Genomic DNA, 15785 nt, shown 5'->3' on the forward strand with positions numbered 1-15785 from the left:
AGAGCAGCCTGGCAAGGTAGCGACGAGCGGGCGACGCGTGGCCTTGCTGTCAGGTCCTGTTCGCGATGGAGTGCGCCGCCGTGTCCGCTCCCCTCTCCTCGCATCCGCTGCCACCGCAAACCAACACCCCTCCCGAGGGGAAAAGACCGCCGGAGCACCTGCGCCGCATCATCGGCTCACCGCCGGGCCCCCTCGTGGCGTTCCTGACGCGCGGCGTCTGGGCGCTGCTCACCGCGTTGTCGCCGAAGGCGCGGGATGCGCTCGCTCGCTTCGTGGCGAGCCTGGCCTACTCGCTGGGCATCCGCCGCAAGGTGGCGCTGGACAACCTGGCGCACGCGATGCCCGAGAAGAGTGAAGCCGAGCGCCACGACATCGCGCGAGGCGCGTACCTCACCATGGCGCGCGTGGTGGTGGAGTCGCTGCCGTCCGGGGACCGGATGACGCCGGACTGGGACCAGCAGGGCATCGAGGGCGAGGAGGCGTTCGCGGCGCTGAAGGCGCACGTGGCCACGGGCAAGGGCGCGCTGCTGGTGACGGCGCACTTCGGCAACTGGGAGCTGGTGGGCCAGATGCTGATCCGCTGGGGCATCCCGCTCAACGCGCTGGTGCGTCCGCTCAAGGGCGCGCTGAACACGCGCATCGCGGTGAACCGGCTGGGCGCGGGCGCGGGGCTCATCTACCCGAAGGGCGCCATCCAGGAGATCACCGACGCGGTGAACCGCGGCGAGTCCGCGTACATGCTGCTGGACCAGGCGCTGCCCGCGAAGTCCGCGGTGTTCGTGCCCTTCTTCGGCCGGCTCGCGTCCACGACGCCCGCCATGGCGGTGGCCGCGGAGCGCACGGGCGTGCCGGTGTTCGTGGTGATGGGCGTGCGGCCTCCGGGTCCGGGCGCGCGCTACAGGCTGGAGGTGGAGGGCCCCATCCTCCCGCCCAGGCCCGGCGAGTGCGCGGACCCCATCACCGAGCACACCGCGCGCGTCACTGCTGCATTGGAGCGCGCCATCCGCCGGCACCCGGAGCAGTGGCTGTGGCTGCACCGCCGCTGGAAGGTGCAGCCCCCGGCGCTCACGACGGCGCCGTCGCCCGGCCTCACCGAGGGCACGCCGTCGAAGTAGCCCGCGCTACTCCACGACGACGCGGCGCAGGTGCGCGCCCAGGCGCGTCACCAACTCGTAGTGGATGGTCTGCGCCCAGCCGGACAGGGACTCGGCGGACACGGACTCCTCTCCATCGCGGCCCAGGAGCGTGGCCGTCACCGGACGCTCGTCGGACGTGGCGCGCGTCACGTCCACCATCAGGTGGTTCATCATCACGCGGCCGAGCACCGCGCACCGCCGCCCGTTCACCAGCACGTGCGCCTTGCCGGACGCGAGGCGCGGATAGCCGTCGTAGTAGCCCACCGGCAGGACGGCGATGCGCGTGGGCTCCGGGCAGCGGTACGTGCAGCCGTAGCCCACGTACGCGCCCGCGGGCAGCCACTTCACCACCTGGCTCTTGCAGCGCCACGACAGCACCGGCTTGAGCACCGGCAACTCCCCCAGCACCAGCCTCGCGGACAGCCGCGTCTCCGGCGAGGGCCACAGGCCGTACAGCGAGATGCCCACCCGCGCCGCCTCGTAGCGCGCCCGGGGCAGCACCAGCGCCGCGGCGCTCGCGGCGATGTGCCGCTGCAACGGCTTCGCGGGCTTCAGCTGCGCCGTGAGGTGCCCCAGCGCCGTCTCGAACGCGTCCAACTGCGCCAGCGCGTACGCCTGCTCCGTCACGTCCTCCGTGTTGGCGAAGTGGCTGAGCACGCCCACCGGCTCGAACACGTCCGCGGCTTCCGCGAGGAACGCCGTGTCGCGCGGAAGCTGATCCAACGTGAAGCCCTCGCGGCCCAGGCCCGTGTCGATGTGCACGTGCACGCGCAGGGGGCGCACCAGCTTCGCCGCGCGCAAGGAAGGCACCGCGTCCGCCCAGGAGCGGTCCGCCACCACCACGTCGATGCCCTGGTGCGCCAGCACCACGGCCTCCTCCGGGGCCACCGCGCCCAGCACCACCACCTGCCGCGCGGGCAGGCCGTGCCGGGCTTCGTGCGCGCGCACCGTGAGCGCGTCCTGCGGCGCGATGAAGTAGAGGACGTCCACGCCCGCGTGCACCAGCGGCAGCACCTGGGCCAGGCCGTGGCCGTAGGCGTTGCCCTTGAGCACCGCGCCCAGCGCCCGGGGTGTGGGGCCGGTGGACTCCAACGCGCGGAACGCCGCCACGTTGTGCCTGAGGTGGGACGCGCTCACCTCCAGCCACGAGGAGTACACCGCGTCACCAGGCCCGGCTCCGAGCCCCACACCGACTTCTTCCACGTTCACACCTCCGCACCAGCCCACGTCCCGACAAGGCTCTACCAGCAAAGCGCAGGCCATGGGCGGCCGTGGCCGGAGGGCCACGGAGGGTGGGACACCGGCCGGATGCCACCCGGGCGGACGAGGGCGGGAGGGGGCCGCCCCGCACGGCCAGGGGGGCGTGTTCGGGTGGACACGCGCGGCCCGGGAGCGTGTCCCGGGGGACACCTGACAGGTGGGAGCCGCCGCGCGACATGTCGGGTGACCCGGCGGCGCGACAGGGGCCGGTGGTAGTGTCCCCTGCCGTGGCCGCACCTGAATTGCCCCTAGCCCAGGCTTTCATGACCGCCCGAGGAAAGACGGAGCCGGCAGGCGCCCTCTCCGTCCTCCAGGAGCGGCTGGCCCAGGCCCTGGAAGCGGCCCGGCAGTCCTGGCCGGGCATCCCCCTGGAGGGGCCGCGCTTCGCTGCGCACCTGGCCCGGCTGGTGCCCGCGGACGGCCACGAGGACGCCTGGGGCCGGCTGCACATGGCGGACGTGTACCTGGCCCGGGCGGCGGCGGACGGCGTGCCCGCGGCGCTGGCCACCTTCGAGGAGCGCCTGATGCCGGAGGTGGACGCGGCGGTGGCGCGGCTGAAGCTGCCCGCGGCCGGGCTGGATGAGGTCCGTCAGGCGCTGCGCCAGCGGATGCTGGTGGGCAGCGCGGAGGCCCCGGCGCGGCTGGCGGCGTACCCGGGCACGGGGCCGCTGGCGGGCTGGGTGCGCGCGGCGGCGCTGTGGCTGGCGCTGGACTGGCAGCGGCAGCGCTCGGGGCAGGCGCAGTCGGAGGACGGCGACCTGTCCATGCTGGTGGCGCCGGGGGACGACCCGGAGCTGGCGTACCTCAAGCAGACGTACCGCGCGGAGTTCAGCGCGTCGTTCCAGGCGGCGCTGGCGGCCCTGTCCGCGCGGCAGCGCAACTTCCTGCGGCTGAAGTACCTGGACGGGCTGGGCATCGACCAGTTGGGGGCGCTGTACGGCGTGCACCGCTCCACGGCGGCGCGGTGGGTGGTGGGCGCGCAGGAGGAGCTGCTGGACGGGACGCGGCAGCGGCTGACGGAGCGGCTGCGGCTGACGCGCTCCCAGCTGGACAGCGTGCTGCGGCTCATCTCCAGCCAGCTGGACGTGAGCCTGAGCCGGCTGTTGCGCACGCCCTCCGAGTAACGCGGCGCGCGACGCCTCGTCGCCGCGCGAGGTTCCGGAGATTCCGGGCGGGGCATTCGGGGCCAGTGCGTTAAAGAGGGTGGAGGATGCGAACGCTCTTCATCGGAGATGTCCACGGCTGTTCCAGTGAGCTGGACGCGCTCCTGAAGGCGTGTGACTGGACGCCCGGCGACCGGGTGGTGCTGGTGGGCGACCTGGTGGCGAAGGGGCCGGACTCCGCGGGCGTGGTGCGGCGGGCGCGCGAGCACGGCTTCCAGGCGGTGAAGGGCAACCACGACGCGCACGTGCTGCGCTGGCACGGGGGCCACGCGTCCAAGGGCAAGAAGCTCAAGCCGGAGCACCGGCAGGTGCTGGACACGCTGAGCGCGGCGGACTGGGCCTGGATGGAGCGGCTGCCCTCCTACCTGCGCTTCCCGGAGCTGAACGCGCTGGCGGTGCACGCGGGGCTGGTGCCGGGCGTGCCGCTGGAGGAGCAGCGGGAGGAGTTCCTCTTCAACCTGCGCAGCATCGCGGCGGACGGGACGCCGTCGAAGCGGCTGGAGGCGGGCGAGCCGTGGGGCAGCCTGTGGCAGGGCCCGGAGCTGGTCATCTTCGGCCACGACGCCATGCGCGGCCTGCAGAAGCACCCCTTCGCGGTGGGCCTGGACTCCGGCTGCGTCTACGGCGGCAAGCTCACCGCGTACGTCCTGCCGGAGGGGCGCTTCTACTCCGTGCCGGCGGCCCGCGCGTACATGACGCTGTAGGCGCGGGCCGGGCTGATCCACCCGACACTTCAGGACCATGTGGACCCCGAGTGACTTCCGCTCGCACCCGGGGCTCTGACATATTCCTTTGAGGTCATCTTTTTCCGGGTGGAGTTCAACATGGTCCGCACCTCGAGCCTCTTCAGCGCCCTGCTCCTCGTGAGCGCCTGCCAGAAGCCCCCGGAGGCCGCTCCGGCCGTGGCCGCCGCCGTGCCGGTGGCCGCGCCGGTGAAGGTGGCGCCGTTCTCACTGTCGGTGCTCCAGGACGCGGCGCCGTCGGGCTGTACCTGGCTGCGACTGGAGTCAGACGGCAGACGCAGGGCGCTCGTCACGGTGGACGCGGCGTGTGACGGGTTGCAGCTCACGTGGAGCCCGGACGGGAAGCACGCGGCGGTGCGCGACCCGGCTGGCAGCGCGCGGGGGCCCGGGCGCGTGTGGACGGTGGACCTGACGTCCGGGCAGGGCTTCGCGCAGCTCTTGCCGGAGGAGGGGCTGACGGGCGCGGTGGGGTTCGACTCGGTGGGGCGGCTGGTGGCGTTGACGGCGCACACGGGCGAGCTGGTGCGGCGCGACGACGTCTTCCTCTTCGAGGGCCGGCGCATCCCCATCCCGGAGCTGGACGAGGGCGCGGGGCTCGCGCACGCATACCGGCTGGAGGCGGGGGCGTGGAAGCGCATCGAGACGGTGGCCACGCGCGGTGACTGGGACGCGGTGTTCGCGCTCACCAGCACGGAGATGCTGGTGTCCTCCACGGTGGCCGGGGACCTGGACGCGCTGGTGGCGCAGGGCCTGGACGAGGGCAGCCAGGACGCGGTCCGGCTGGACGCGGTGGTGTCCCGCCGGGGGCACGACGTGTTCGGCGGCTGGGCGCGCATGGAGTCGCGCGGAGGCCCGCTGTTCGCGTGGCAGACCGCGGGCGAGCAGACCGCGCTGATGATGCCGGTGCGCTGGGAGGCGGAGGACGGCCACCTGGGCGAACCCGAGGGACTCGCCCTGCCCGCCCGCAGCCCCGTGCGGGCGCTGGCGCGCGGGGACCTGCTGATGCTCGCGGGCGAGACGCAGGCGCGCGTCTACGACCTGGGCACGAGGCGCCTGGCGGCGTCCTTCGACGGCGTCCGGAGCGCGCGCTTCTGGCCGGAGCCGTCGTCACTGGTGCCGCGCGGGGCGACGGCGGCGACCGGACAGCGGTAGGCGCGCGGGACGCGCCTCAGACCTGACCCGTGCTCTTGAGGGCCGCGAACACGATGGCGCCGTAGACGCCGCCGCAGAGGCAGCAGGAGAGCACGGGCACCAGGAGCGCGCCCGCGAGCGCCGTGCCCCAACTGGTGCGGTGCAGCGTGCGGTAGGTGAAGGCGCGCAGGCCCATGGCCCAGAAGGGCGCGGCGTACACGGCGACGAAGGGAATCACGCCGACGATGTACGGCGCCTGGGAGAGGGCGTGCGCGCGCAGGGTCACGGAGAAGCCGCGCTCCACGCCGCCCATGCGGAGGACGAGGTGGTCCATGCCCGCGTTCACCAGGGTCATGCCGGTGCTGAAGATGGGCATGAGCACCGTCCAGGCCGCCATGCCGATGGTCATCCACAGCTTCACGTCCTTTGGATCCGCGCCGCTCGTCTCCGTCTCGGGGACGAACCCCATGATGACGCCGATGAGCGCGGTGTAGACGAGGCCTGTCGTCAGGAAGCCAGAGATGGCGGACAGCATCACGAAGCCCATGGAGCTGCTCACGGGCGCGTCGGGGTTGACGCCCTTCAGGGTCTCCGTGGGCCGCATCAACATGCCGAAGCACGTCCGCCAGAACGCCTTGAGCGTCCCCAGCTCCGCGCGCTGATCCCACGGCAGTTGCCCCAGCGGTTCACGTTCGAGGCAGCTGGCGCAGACGGTGCCTTCGGGGCCCTGGCGCAGACAGCGGGCGCAGGCGAACGCGCCACAGCGGGGACACGTGGCCACGCCGCGCCACTCGGGGTGCACGGCGCAGACAGGCTCGGCGCCACCGGGAGCCGGGGACACCAGCAGCGAGGCCCCGCACCGCGCGCACGTCTCCGCGCCGGGGGTGAAGGGGGCCTGACAGGAGGGACAGGAAGGCGTCATCGCCGGGCATCCTCGCACGGCTCGGCCCCCGGCCCCGGTCGTCCTGAACCTGTCCGACTGTCGGACTGGTTTTTCCGGCCCGCCGCCGCCGGGGAGGCTCCCGCGCGGCTCTCACCTTCTCAGGCATGGGGACCGCCTCCGTGTCCGGAGGGAGGTTCGGGCGCCGTGCCTTCCCGGGAAGCCCGGTTCGCGGGCGCTACGGCTCCGGCGCGGACTCCGGATCCACCGGCACCGTGGGGGACGTGCTCCCGGCCTTGTCCTGCGCCGGTGCGTTGCCCGCCGGGGCCACGACGCCCTGGGATTTCGGAGCCCGGGCCTCCTGCGCGGCCCGGACCTGACGGGCCCGCTTCGCCTGGGCCAGCGCCGCCTTCGCCGCGCCCGCGTCACCCAGGGCCCGCTCGCGCTTCGCCAGCGCGTCCCACAGCTCCGGTGCGTCCGGATGCAGCGTCACCGCCGCGCGCAAGAGGCCTCGCGCTACCTTCAGCGAACGCGTGTCCAGGAGCCGCTTCAGGAAGCCCGTGGGCGACAGCACCAGCGAGCCCTCCGGCGTCTCGAACGCCTCGCGCACGTGGGGAATCGCCTCCGGCTCCCGGTTCGCCTCCATCAACCCCACCGCTTGCGCCAGGTGCGCGTCCATCGACTCCGGATGCAGCTCCGTCGCGCGCTCCAGCCAGCGCATCCGGTCCACCGGCTTGCGCTTCGCGCGGTCCGCCAGCGTCAGCAGCTCATCCGTGTAGTCCGGCCGCACCGCGGGGGCGCGCACCGCCGCCTCCTTCAACGAGGGCCACAGCTTCTCCGGGTCCTTCGTCGCCTCCAGACGCGTGCGCTTCAGCGCCGGCACCTCCGCGCGCTTCCACCCCGCGACGAAGCGCGCCACGTCGCTCCGCACGGACGGACTGAAGCGCTCCGCCTCCGGACACTTCAGCGTCTCGCACGCCGCCAGGTAGTCCGCGAAGAAGCCCGCCGCGCCCTGCGTCCGGTACGCGCGCAGCCGCTCCGCGCCCATCGCCTTCTCCACCGTGGCCGCCATGTGCGCGCCCACGCGGATGAAGAGCGACTCGGCGCGCGGCTCGTGCGCGCCGCGGATCCGCTCCATCGCGCCGCGGCCATCCCTTGCGATCGCCGCCCGCTCGAAGAGCGACGACACCTTCGCGAACGCCCCCGCCAGGTCCGTCTCCGCCGGCAGCGTGCCCGGCCCGCGCGTGGCCCAGTCGTGGTACGCGAGCCCGTAGCTCGCCAGCCGCCCCATGCCCTCGTAGACGACCGCGTCCACGGGGTCCGTGAAGTGGCCGCCCCGGGCCGGCGCGCCCTCGTCCAGCACCGTCTCCATCAACCGGATGGACAGCCGGCGCAGCCGCTTCGCCTCGTCCTCCACGTTGGTGGCGAGCGCGATGGCCGTGTCCTCCGCCGGCAGCAGCACCAGCAGCGTCGTCGTCTCCGGCTGCCCGCCCGCGTGCGCGACGATGTAGTGGCCCCGCAGCGGATAGGTCGCGAAGCCCATGCCGTAGTCGGTGATGTGCCCGTCGCGCGTCACCATCGTCGCCTGCATGCGGCCCATCGTCTCGCGCGTCACCAGCTTGTGGTCCAGCACCGCGCGAGCGAAGCCCAGCAGGTCCTCCACCGTCGCGCGCGTGCCGCCGCCGCCGAAGCGGCTGGTGACATCCAGGAAGCGCGAGGTCTTCAGCGTCGCGCCCGACACGCGGTAGCCCACCGCCTGCTGCGCGTCGCGCGTGCTGATTTCATCCACGTCCGCGTGGCTCATGTTCGCGGGGCCGAAGACGTGGTCGCGCAGGTACTCGCGGTAGGACTGGCCGGAGGCCGTCTCCACCGCCGCGCCCAGCAGGTTGAAGCCCCACGTCGTGTACAGGTAGCGCGTGCCCGGCTCCGACACGAGCGGCCGGTCCGCGAACAGCCCGATGGCCTCCTTCGTCGTCACCGGCTTCGTGTTGTTGCCGGCGCTCGGGCTGTCGTAGGTGGGCACCCCGCCCAGGTGGCCCAACAGCTGGCGCACCGTCACCGGCCACTGCTTCACCGGGTACTCGGGCACCAGCGTGTGGATGTCCGCGTCCAGGTCCAGCTTGCCCGCCTGCGCCAACTGCATCACGGCCACCGCCGTGAAGGACTTGGTGATGGACGCCATGCGGTACGTGGTGCGCACCGTGGCCGGCAGCTTCTTCGCCACGTCGCGGTAGCCGTAGCCGTTCATCCACCGCTGGCCGCCCCGCATCACGCCCACGGACAGGCCCGCGGTGGGCCCCTGCTTCAGGTCCGCGCGCACCAACGCGTCCAGCGCGCGCTGAACCTCCGGCGGGAACTCGGAGGCCTTCGCGTCCGGCTCCGGCGCCACCTTCGCGCTGGACTCCGGCGGGGACGAGGGCTTCTCACCCGCCCCGGAAGGCGCGGCCTCCGGCTTCGGCGCCGCGGCGGACGCCTGCGCCACGGACGCGGGCTTCGCGACGGACCCGGCGGAGGCCTGCGCGAACGCGGGTCCCGCCTCCACCAACACCCACAGCGCGACGAAGAGCCGCTTCATGGCACCGCCTCCGCCGTCTCACGGCTCGCACCGGTGGCCGGTGCTTCCTCACGCGAGCTCGTGAGCGCTGGCGCCGGCACCACGCCCTCGTTCACCCAGCCCGCGAGCAGCGCGTCCGAGACGAGCTGCCCCAGCAGGTCCAATCCCTGACCGCGCGGATGCACCAGGTCGTCGTGCATGAACCCCGCCTGGTTGAAGCGCGCGAGCGAACCCGCGCCGCCCATCGCCGAGTAGAGGTCGAAGAAGCCGCAGCCCTCGGCGAGCGCCACCTCGCGCTCGGCCTGGATGGCGGCCTGCAGGAACGGCCGCTGCGTCAGGGGCTTGCCCTTCGCGTGCCCGTCCTGCACCGCGTCCATGGGGCCCACCACCATGCACGCGCTGCCCGGCGCGGCGGCGCGGACGCGGCGCAAGAGCGCGGCCAGGTCCTGGCGCACGGTGGGCAGGTCCGTGCGCTTCCACTCCAGGCGCTTGGACTCATTGCCCCCCAGGAAGAAGAGCAGCAGCTTCGGGTCGCGCTGCGACAGCTGCGCCTTCAGCGCGTCCTCCTCCATCCGGGCATACAGCGTCGCGTCCGCGGACGGCACGCCGAGCATGTCCAGCACGATGCCGGACCCGGCCTTCTGCAGCACCACGCCCTGCACGATGGCGCCCTTGCCCTCCGCGGTGATGTCCAGCCACTTCGCGCCCTCGGGCAGGTCGAAGGACGTGGTGCGGTGGGCCCCGTCCTCCTGGGGCTCCGTGCGCGTCAGCACCGCGCCGTCCACGGACACGACCAGGCGGCCCGCGCCCTTCACGTCCTTCCACCACAGCGTCCCGCGCGGCTCGCCCTCCAGCTTGAAGCGGCCCCGGGCCCGGCTCTCCGTGGCCAGGTGGTACACGCCGGTGATGCCGAACGGGTGCGGCGGCGCCTTCAGCTCGCCCAGCGTGCGCGGCTGCCAGCCGTTGCTCACGGCGGCCGTGCGCCCCCGTCCGCCGTAGGGCGCCATGCGGTCCACCAGCAGCACGCCCCGGCCCGCGCCACCGAAGCCCGCGACCAGCTCGTCGCGGACCACGTCCACGATGCGGTCCCCCGCGATGAGCGAGTTGCCGAACGCGGCGATGACGGTGGGCGCCGTCCCCGGCGTCCGCATGAGCCCATCCAGCGCGGCGTAGAACGGCGACAGCGCGGACCGCGCGCAGCCCGTGTCACCCGGCTCCAGACAGGGGTCCTCCACCGTGCCGCCCGGAGCCTTCAACCGCGTGGCCAGCGCGTGCAGCTGTCCGGCACGCGCGGTGGTGGGCGGCAGCGCGCGGAACGCGGAGCGCGCCACCGGGCGCGGCAGGCTTGGAGGCGGCGCGGGGAGGCTCACGGCGGTGGGCACCACCCGGGCGGAACCCTCGCCCGTCACGGCGTGCCCGGCTTCCGCGGACACGGGCCGCGCGGCCCCCGGCTCCGGCACGGAGTCCGTCGCGGGAGTCGTCGTCAGGGGAAAACGGTGAGGGGGTGTGCGGGACTCGCACCCGGGGAGCAGGGCCCCCGCCAGGAGAGCGAGCAACCCCGCCCGCCGGAGCCCGCGCGAGACATCGAGAACCGTCATGTGGCCCGCGAGCGTAGACGAAAGCCCGGGGACACGCATGTTCTGGACCCCACGCTCGGCCGCCTCGCGAGCCGCCCCGGCGTGGCATCCCGGACATCGCATCCGTTTTGGACCGTACGTCCAGGCCAGACCTCCCCGGGGAAAGGGCCGGTTTCCCGGACCCCAGCGCAAATGCAGGGTCCGGCCGCGAACATGGTCCCTTCACATGGCGCGGCGCGCCCCCAAATTATCCGCCGCGAATATGGCGAAGAACCGGCTCACAACGTGGACGAAGCTCCACCGGCGATTTGGCGACCACGTGCGCCGCATGCGCAACAGCCGCGCGCTCACACAGGAGGCGCTCGCCGAACGCAGTGACCTGTCCGTGGACGCCATCCGCCGCATCGAGCGGGGCGCCTTCTCTCCCTCGCTCGACACGCTGGGCAAGCTGTCCGTGGGATTGGACGTGTCCCTCAAGACGCTCTTCCACTCCTTCGACCTGGAGCGCACGGACGGCGTGGCGGAGATCTGCGACTTCCTCGCGGGCCGCTCCGGCTCCGAGCTGAAGCTCGCCTGGCGCGTGCTCCAGGCCATGTTCGACGAAGGCTGAGGCGCGCCCGCGGTGCCGGTCGCACCCGGCAGATGTTCCCTGTCACTCCCGGCGGGCTTGCCCTATGCGTCGGGGGCCCATGAGCCGCGCGCCCCCTACCCTCCTCCTCGTCGAGGACGACAGCGACCTGCGCGACGCGCTCGTGGAAATCCTCCAGGGCGAAGGGCACACCGTCACCGCCACGGAGAACGGGGACCAGGCCCTCGCGTGGCTGGAAGCACACCCGTGCCCCGCGCTGCTGCTGGTGGACATGTGGACGCCGCGCAAGGACAGCTGGCGGCTCTTGGACACCTTGCAGCGCGAGCCCCGCTTCGCGGAGCTGCCCGTCATGGCCATCAGCTCCAGCGAGGAGCGCCACCCCGCCATCCGCGAGGTGCTCTCCAAGCCCTTCGACCGCGAGGCCCTGCTCGCCGGGGTGCGCCGCTTCGTGCACCCGCTGCACTGAGAGCCGTCAGCCGCCCGTCGTCCGCTGCCCCAGTTGGCCCGCCACGGCCGGGTCCAGGCGGAACGAGTCGAAGAAGCGGTCCGCGTCCTGGGGCGCGCGCCCCTCCGGATGCAGCAGCAGCTGCTGGTACAGGCGCGGGCCCACCATGAAGAAGCGGCCCCGGAGGCGGCGCGGACCGGACAGTCCCCCCACCTCCTGGCCGGGGTAGCCGCCCTCCAGCTGCAGCGGCTTCGCGGAGATGGCCGTCGCGCCCAGGGCCTCCAGCGCGCCCTGGCTGGCGCGGTCCACCACGTCGCGGGGGCTCACCTGCGCCACCGCCGCGAGCGGGAAGTCCGTATAGGAGACGTAGTAGGCGGTGTCCTCCTGCGTACGCGCGGCGATGAACGTGTGCAGCGTCACCTCGCCCACGTCCGTGGGCTGTACGCGCCGCTCCTCGGTGACGGGGCCGGGGAAGGTCACACTGAAGCCCCCCTCCCGCGACTGGACGACGGAGGACGGCGCCTCCCGCACGGGCGCGGCGGGGGACACGGGGGGCTCGGTCTGCGTTCGCCCCGCGCACCCGCCCAGCACCAGCAGGGCGGCGGCCAGCGGCACGGCCCGGTTGGAACGCTTCATCATCCAGACGGCTCCTGACATGGGGCCGCAAGGTACGCCCTGCCCCGCCCGTGCGCATCCCTCTGCTTCACCCGGGCCCGCTTCAGGCAACGGTTGCCCCGGCCTTCAGTGCACCGCTCCGGAGTCCTCCCCGGCGGGCTCCTCGTCGTCGGGGGGCGCGGACGGCCTGGGCGTACCGGCGGACACCCGGGCCAGGTGGACGCGGAACACGGAGCCCTGGCCGGGCTGGCTCTCCACCTCGATGCGGCCGCCGTGCGCCTCGATGATCCGCCGCGACACCGACAGTCCCAGCCCCACGCCCGGGGCGCGCTGCTTCGCGTTGCCCGCGCGCTGGAACGGGATGAAGAGCCCCTGGAGATCCTCCGGCGACATGCCGATGCCCTGGTCCGCCACGGCCAGCAACACCTGGTCGCCGTCGCCGCGCACGGACACCTCCACGCGGCTGCCGGAAGGGGAATACTTGAGCGCGTTGCTCACCAGGTTGTTGAGCACCTGCTCCAACCGGGAGGGGTCCGCGCGCACCAGCACCGCGCCGTCCGGAACCATCAGCTCCAGCGTGTGCCCGGAGTCGCTGGACTGGTACAGCTCCACCACGGAGCGCGCCAGCTCGCGCGCGTCGCGCACCTCCGGCTGGAGCTCCAGCTTGCCGGCCTCGATGCGGGTCGCGTCCAGCAGGTCCCCCACCATCTGGTCCAGGCGCGCCACCTGGCGGCGCACCAGCGACAGCGTGCGCTGCATGCGCTCCGGGGTCACCTCTCCGCGGCCCGTGAGCGCGGTGGACAGCTTCAGCGCGGACAGGGGGTTGCGCAGGTCGTGCGCCACGCCCGCCAGGAACGCCAGCTGCTGCTCCTGCTGGTGGGTCAGGCTGTCCGCCATCTCGTTGAAGGTGTGGGCCATGTCGCGAATCTCCGACGGGCCCTCCTCGGGCGCGCGCAGGTGCCGCCCGCCCCGGCCGAAGCCGGCCATCGCGCTGCGCAGCGCCGTCACCGGACGCAGCGCGAAGCGCCTCAGCCAGAAGACCACCAGGCCCAGCGTCGTCAGCAGCAGCAGGCCCAACAGCAGCCCCAGCATGTCGGCCATCTCGCTCCAGTGCGCCGCGCTCTGCCGGGCCTCCTGCGCCTGGTCCACGTTGATCTGGATGAGGCGCTCCAGCGAGCGCAGCGCCGCGTTCAGCGAGGCCATCGCCGTCGTGTCGTGCTGGGCCGGGGTCATCCCGGGCCCGAGCGGCGCGTGCTGCGCGGCCAGGTAGGCGAAGACCTGCTGCTGCACCTCCGCCACCGTCTGACGCTCCTCCCGGGTGGACGCGATGGCGTGCATCTCCAGCATCTGGCGGCGCAGGTCGGCCTCCAGTTGGGGCGGCGAGCGCCCGCGCGACGGGTCCGCCACCACGGAAGCCCCCGGCGACGATAGCAGCCGCGAGTGGACGAGCAGATCCACCTCCAGCTCCTCGGCCTGCCGGACGCCTTCCACGGATTCACTCAGCGTGGAAGCCATGCGCTCCAGCGCGGTCGTCAGCACCACGAGCAGGGTGGCGGACACCACGGTGAGCAGGACCAACCCACCCACCACGGTGGAAAAGAAGGCGCGCAGGCTCATCGCGCCTCCCTTGCGAACCCCCAGCCGGCGTCCCGCTTTGTCGTGGTCACGCATCCTCCCTCCGGGCCGCGTCAACCCAGGTGGTCGCGGTCCTCTTCCCAGGAAAGGAACAAGCGTCCGATATCGTGGATTCGCGCCCCGCTGGGTGGCCGACCCTCCCGGATGCCGCCCCCCAAAAGGAGCCGGCCTCCCGAGGCCCGGCCATGTTAGTCAGCACGGACACGCGGCCCGATGCGCACCCGGCGTTCGGGCGCCCGCTCTTCTCGATGAGGTCACCCGATGGATCTGCTCGCACCACCGGCCCGCACCCTGAACTTCGATGCCTTCTGGCGCTGGCTCCAGGAGCACACCAACTGCATCCTGCGGTGTGGCTCCCCCGACATGACGCTGTTCGACCATGACGACTTCCACTGGATGCTGATGGAGGAGGAGCGCCAGCACGTCCTCCAGCTCATCAAGGGCAAGTCCCTGGTGGGCGAGATGGTGATGGTGGGCCGCGAGGTCTCCGAGGTCTCCATCTCCCCGGATCCGGACGCGGATCCGCAGGCGGGCCACTTCCTGGTGGAGCTGATGGGCGGCCCCAAGGAGGACCCGCAGGTGATGTACCACTTCATCATGGCCCACGGCATCGAGCCGGCCACCGGCCACCAGGGCTTCAAGCACTAGCGCGCGACGCGCTCGATGGCCTCCACCGCCGCGTGGACGCCGTTGACCCAGGTCGAGGGGCGCGCGGGCCCGGCCTGGTGCAGGAGCAGGGACGTGACCTTCGCCTCCAGCGCCGCCGCGTCCCCCACCCGCTCCGCCTCCCTCAACCGCAGGGCCTGCCGGTCGTAGAGCCGGGGGCGCGCCCAGGCCACCAGCGGCGTCCCGGTGGCCCGGGCCTCCTGCACGGTGTTGTAGCCCCCCGCGCCCACCAGCACGTCCACGCCGCGCAGCACCTCGAGCGCCGGCCAGACCGTCAGCCCGCCTTCATGGGGCGTGGGGACGAGCCACCGCACCGCCGCATGGGGGGTGAGCGACGCGCGCAGCCGGGCCACCGTCTCCCCGGCCTCCACCACCTCCTCCGGACGGCCACAGCCCATCACCACGGCGAGGGGGCTCGGGTCCCCGTCATCCAGGCCCAGCCGCCGCCGCGCCTCCTCGCGGGACAGCAGCGCGTCCGCGTCCAGGAGCAGCCACGGCGCCGTGCGTACCGCGCGCGGGTGGTGCGCGAAGGGCGCGTCCTCCCCGGGCACGACGAGCAGTTCGAACGCGTCCACGGCGCGCGCCACGTCGAAGCGCTCCACGTAGACGGGGTTCAGGTCGCGGTGCACCAGCACGCGCGGCGCGCGCACCGTGGGCAGCAGCGCCACCAGCTCTCCGGCGAGGCCTCGCGGGAACGTGTCCACCACCAGCACGTCCGGCGTGGACTCCGCGAGCCACGCGCCCACCGCCGCCACGGTGGCGGCCTTGTCCAGCCGCGCGTCCACGCGGTGCACGGTGGCGCCAGGGCCCAGCCACGACTCCAGGGGCAGGCCGGGGGCGAACGGGCTGTTGGTGAGCAGGTCCACCGCGTGGCCCCGGGCCACGGCCACGCGGGCCAGGGCCGCGGCGCGCGTCAGGTGCCCCAGGCCTCCGCCGAGCGCGTAGAGGCGCCAGTGCCGGCGTCGCGCGGCCACGCTCAGCTCCCGCCCAGGTCCTCCTCGAAGGAGGCGTCGTCCTCGCGCCGCACGCTCTCGCCGTCGGCCTCGGTGAAGTCGTTGGGGTCGCTGCCCGAGGACGAGGCCCCGGAGCCGCGCCACGCGTCGCGGCCGTAGTAGCCGTAGTCCTCGTAGTAGTAGCTGGGGTCGTCCTCGTCGAAGTCGGAGGTGTCGGACGGGTCGCGGTTCTCGTCGCCGTTGTCCGCGGCGCGCGCGCACGTCACGCAGACCGCCTCGCCGCCGTCGAGCGTGCGCATGTGCAAGAGGCAGATGGGCTTCTGACAGCGCATGCACTGCGTGGTCGCCCCCCGCTCACACGGGTGGGAGAAGAGGAAGCCGGAGGTCTCCAGGCACTGCTCTGCGGAAGCGAAGGAAGGGGACATGGCTTTCGAAGGC

At 73.2% G+C, this 15785-nt stretch carries 15 protein-coding genes; 7 read left to right on the forward strand and 8 right to left on the reverse strand.

The window, feature by feature from the left end:
- The first annotated feature begins 65 nt into the window (after nt 1–65).
- Nucleotides 66–1115, forward strand: a complete 1050-nt coding sequence (locus tag JYJ93_RS01980) for a lysophospholipid acyltransferase family protein (protein WP_206786159.1) — start codon at nt 66–68, stop codon at nt 1113–1115.
- Between the two features lie 6 nt (nt 1116–1121).
- Here JYJ93_RS01980 and alr read toward each other — a convergent pair whose 3' ends face one another.
- Nucleotides 1122–2339 (reverse strand): alanine racemase, encoded by a 1218-nt coding sequence (gene alr, locus JYJ93_RS01985; RefSeq protein WP_269012924.1) that lies wholly within the window; start codon nt 2337–2339, stop codon nt 1122–1124.
- 320 nt (nt 2340–2659) lie between these two features.
- Here alr and JYJ93_RS01990 point away from each other — a divergent pair, with 320 nt between their 5' ends.
- From JYJ93_RS01990 to JYJ93_RS02000, 3 genes are all read left to right on the forward strand, one after another.
- Nucleotides 2660–3520 carry a sigma-70 family RNA polymerase sigma factor gene (locus JYJ93_RS01990; RefSeq protein ID WP_206786162.1) on the forward strand — a complete coding sequence of 287 codons (861 nt, stop codon included), beginning with the start codon at nt 2660–2662 and terminating at the stop codon, nt 3518–3520.
- 86 nt (nt 3521–3606) lie between these two features.
- Entirely contained in the window at nt 3607–4263 is a 657-nt protein-coding gene (locus JYJ93_RS01995; RefSeq protein WP_206786163.1) for a metallophosphoesterase, read from the forward strand.
- 120 nt (nt 4264–4383) lie between these two features.
- Entirely contained in the window at nt 4384–5454 is a 1071-nt protein-coding gene (locus JYJ93_RS02000) for a hypothetical protein (protein WP_206786164.1), read from the forward strand.
- A gap of 16 nt (nt 5455–5470) precedes the next feature.
- On the opposite strand, the gene JYJ93_RS02005 is transcribed toward JYJ93_RS02000, so the two are convergent.
- From JYJ93_RS02005 to JYJ93_RS02015, 3 genes are all read right to left on the reverse strand, one after another.
- Nucleotides 5471–6355 (reverse strand): zinc ribbon domain-containing protein, encoded by an 885-nt coding sequence (locus JYJ93_RS02005; RefSeq protein ID WP_206786165.1) that lies wholly within the window; start codon nt 6353–6355, stop codon nt 5471–5473.
- A gap of 196 nt (nt 6356–6551) precedes the next feature.
- Nucleotides 6552–8888, reverse strand: a complete 2337-nt coding sequence (locus tag JYJ93_RS40495; protein WP_206786166.1) for a serine hydrolase — start codon at nt 8886–8888, stop codon at nt 6552–6554.
- On the reverse strand, nt 8885–10276 hold the full coding sequence (locus tag JYJ93_RS02015) for a GDSL-type esterase/lipase family protein (protein WP_269012923.1): 1392 nt from the start codon (nt 10274–10276) through the stop codon (nt 8885–8887). The genes JYJ93_RS40495 and JYJ93_RS02015 overlap by 4 nt, the downstream gene beginning before the upstream one ends.
- Nucleotides 10277–10706: 430 nt before the next feature.
- Here JYJ93_RS02015 and JYJ93_RS02020 point away from each other — a divergent pair, with 430 nt between their 5' ends.
- Nucleotides 10707–11054, forward strand: a complete 348-nt coding sequence (locus tag JYJ93_RS02020) for a helix-turn-helix transcriptional regulator (protein ID WP_242543622.1) — start codon at nt 10707–10709, stop codon at nt 11052–11054.
- A 79-nt stretch (nt 11055–11133) separates the two neighbouring features.
- Nucleotides 11134–11499: a response regulator gene (locus tag JYJ93_RS02025; RefSeq protein ID WP_206786170.1), complete on the forward strand. Its 366-nt coding sequence runs from the start codon at nt 11134–11136 to the stop codon at nt 11497–11499.
- A gap of 6 nt (nt 11500–11505) precedes the next feature.
- Here the strand turns inward: JYJ93_RS02025 and JYJ93_RS02030 are convergent, their stop codons facing one another.
- Together JYJ93_RS02030 and JYJ93_RS02035 are read right to left on the reverse strand one after the other, a co-directional pair.
- Nucleotides 11506–12117, reverse strand: coding sequence for a hypothetical protein (locus JYJ93_RS02030; RefSeq protein WP_242543623.1), 612 nt, complete (start codon nt 12115–12117; stop codon nt 11506–11508).
- A gap of 102 nt (nt 12118–12219) precedes the next feature.
- Entirely contained in the window at nt 12220–13710 is a 1491-nt protein-coding gene (locus JYJ93_RS02035; RefSeq protein ID WP_206786171.1) for a HAMP domain-containing sensor histidine kinase, read from the reverse strand.
- 279 nt (nt 13711–13989) lie between these two features.
- On the opposite strand from JYJ93_RS02035, the gene JYJ93_RS02040 reads away from it, so the two are divergent.
- Nucleotides 13990–14376, forward strand: coding sequence for a hypothetical protein (locus JYJ93_RS02040; protein ID WP_014393086.1), 387 nt, complete (start codon nt 13990–13992; stop codon nt 14374–14376).
- On the opposite strand, the gene JYJ93_RS02045 is transcribed toward JYJ93_RS02040, so the two are convergent.
- Both JYJ93_RS02045 and JYJ93_RS02050 read right to left on the reverse strand, forming a co-directional pair.
- Complete coding sequence (locus tag JYJ93_RS02045) at nt 14373–15368, reverse strand: hypothetical protein (RefSeq protein WP_206786173.1); 996 nt, start codon at nt 15366–15368, stop codon at nt 14373–14375. The two genes, JYJ93_RS02040 and JYJ93_RS02045, sit on opposite strands and share 4 nt — an antisense overlap.
- Before the next feature lie 2 nt (nt 15369–15370).
- Nucleotides 15371–15772, reverse strand: a complete 402-nt coding sequence (locus JYJ93_RS02050; RefSeq protein ID WP_206786175.1) for a hypothetical protein — start codon at nt 15770–15772, stop codon at nt 15371–15373.
- Nucleotides 15773–15785 lie beyond the last annotated feature (13 nt).

This window comes from Corallococcus sp. NCSPR001 (assembly GCF_017309135.1).
Lineage (GTDB): Bacteria > Myxococcota > Myxococcia > Myxococcales > Myxococcaceae > Corallococcus.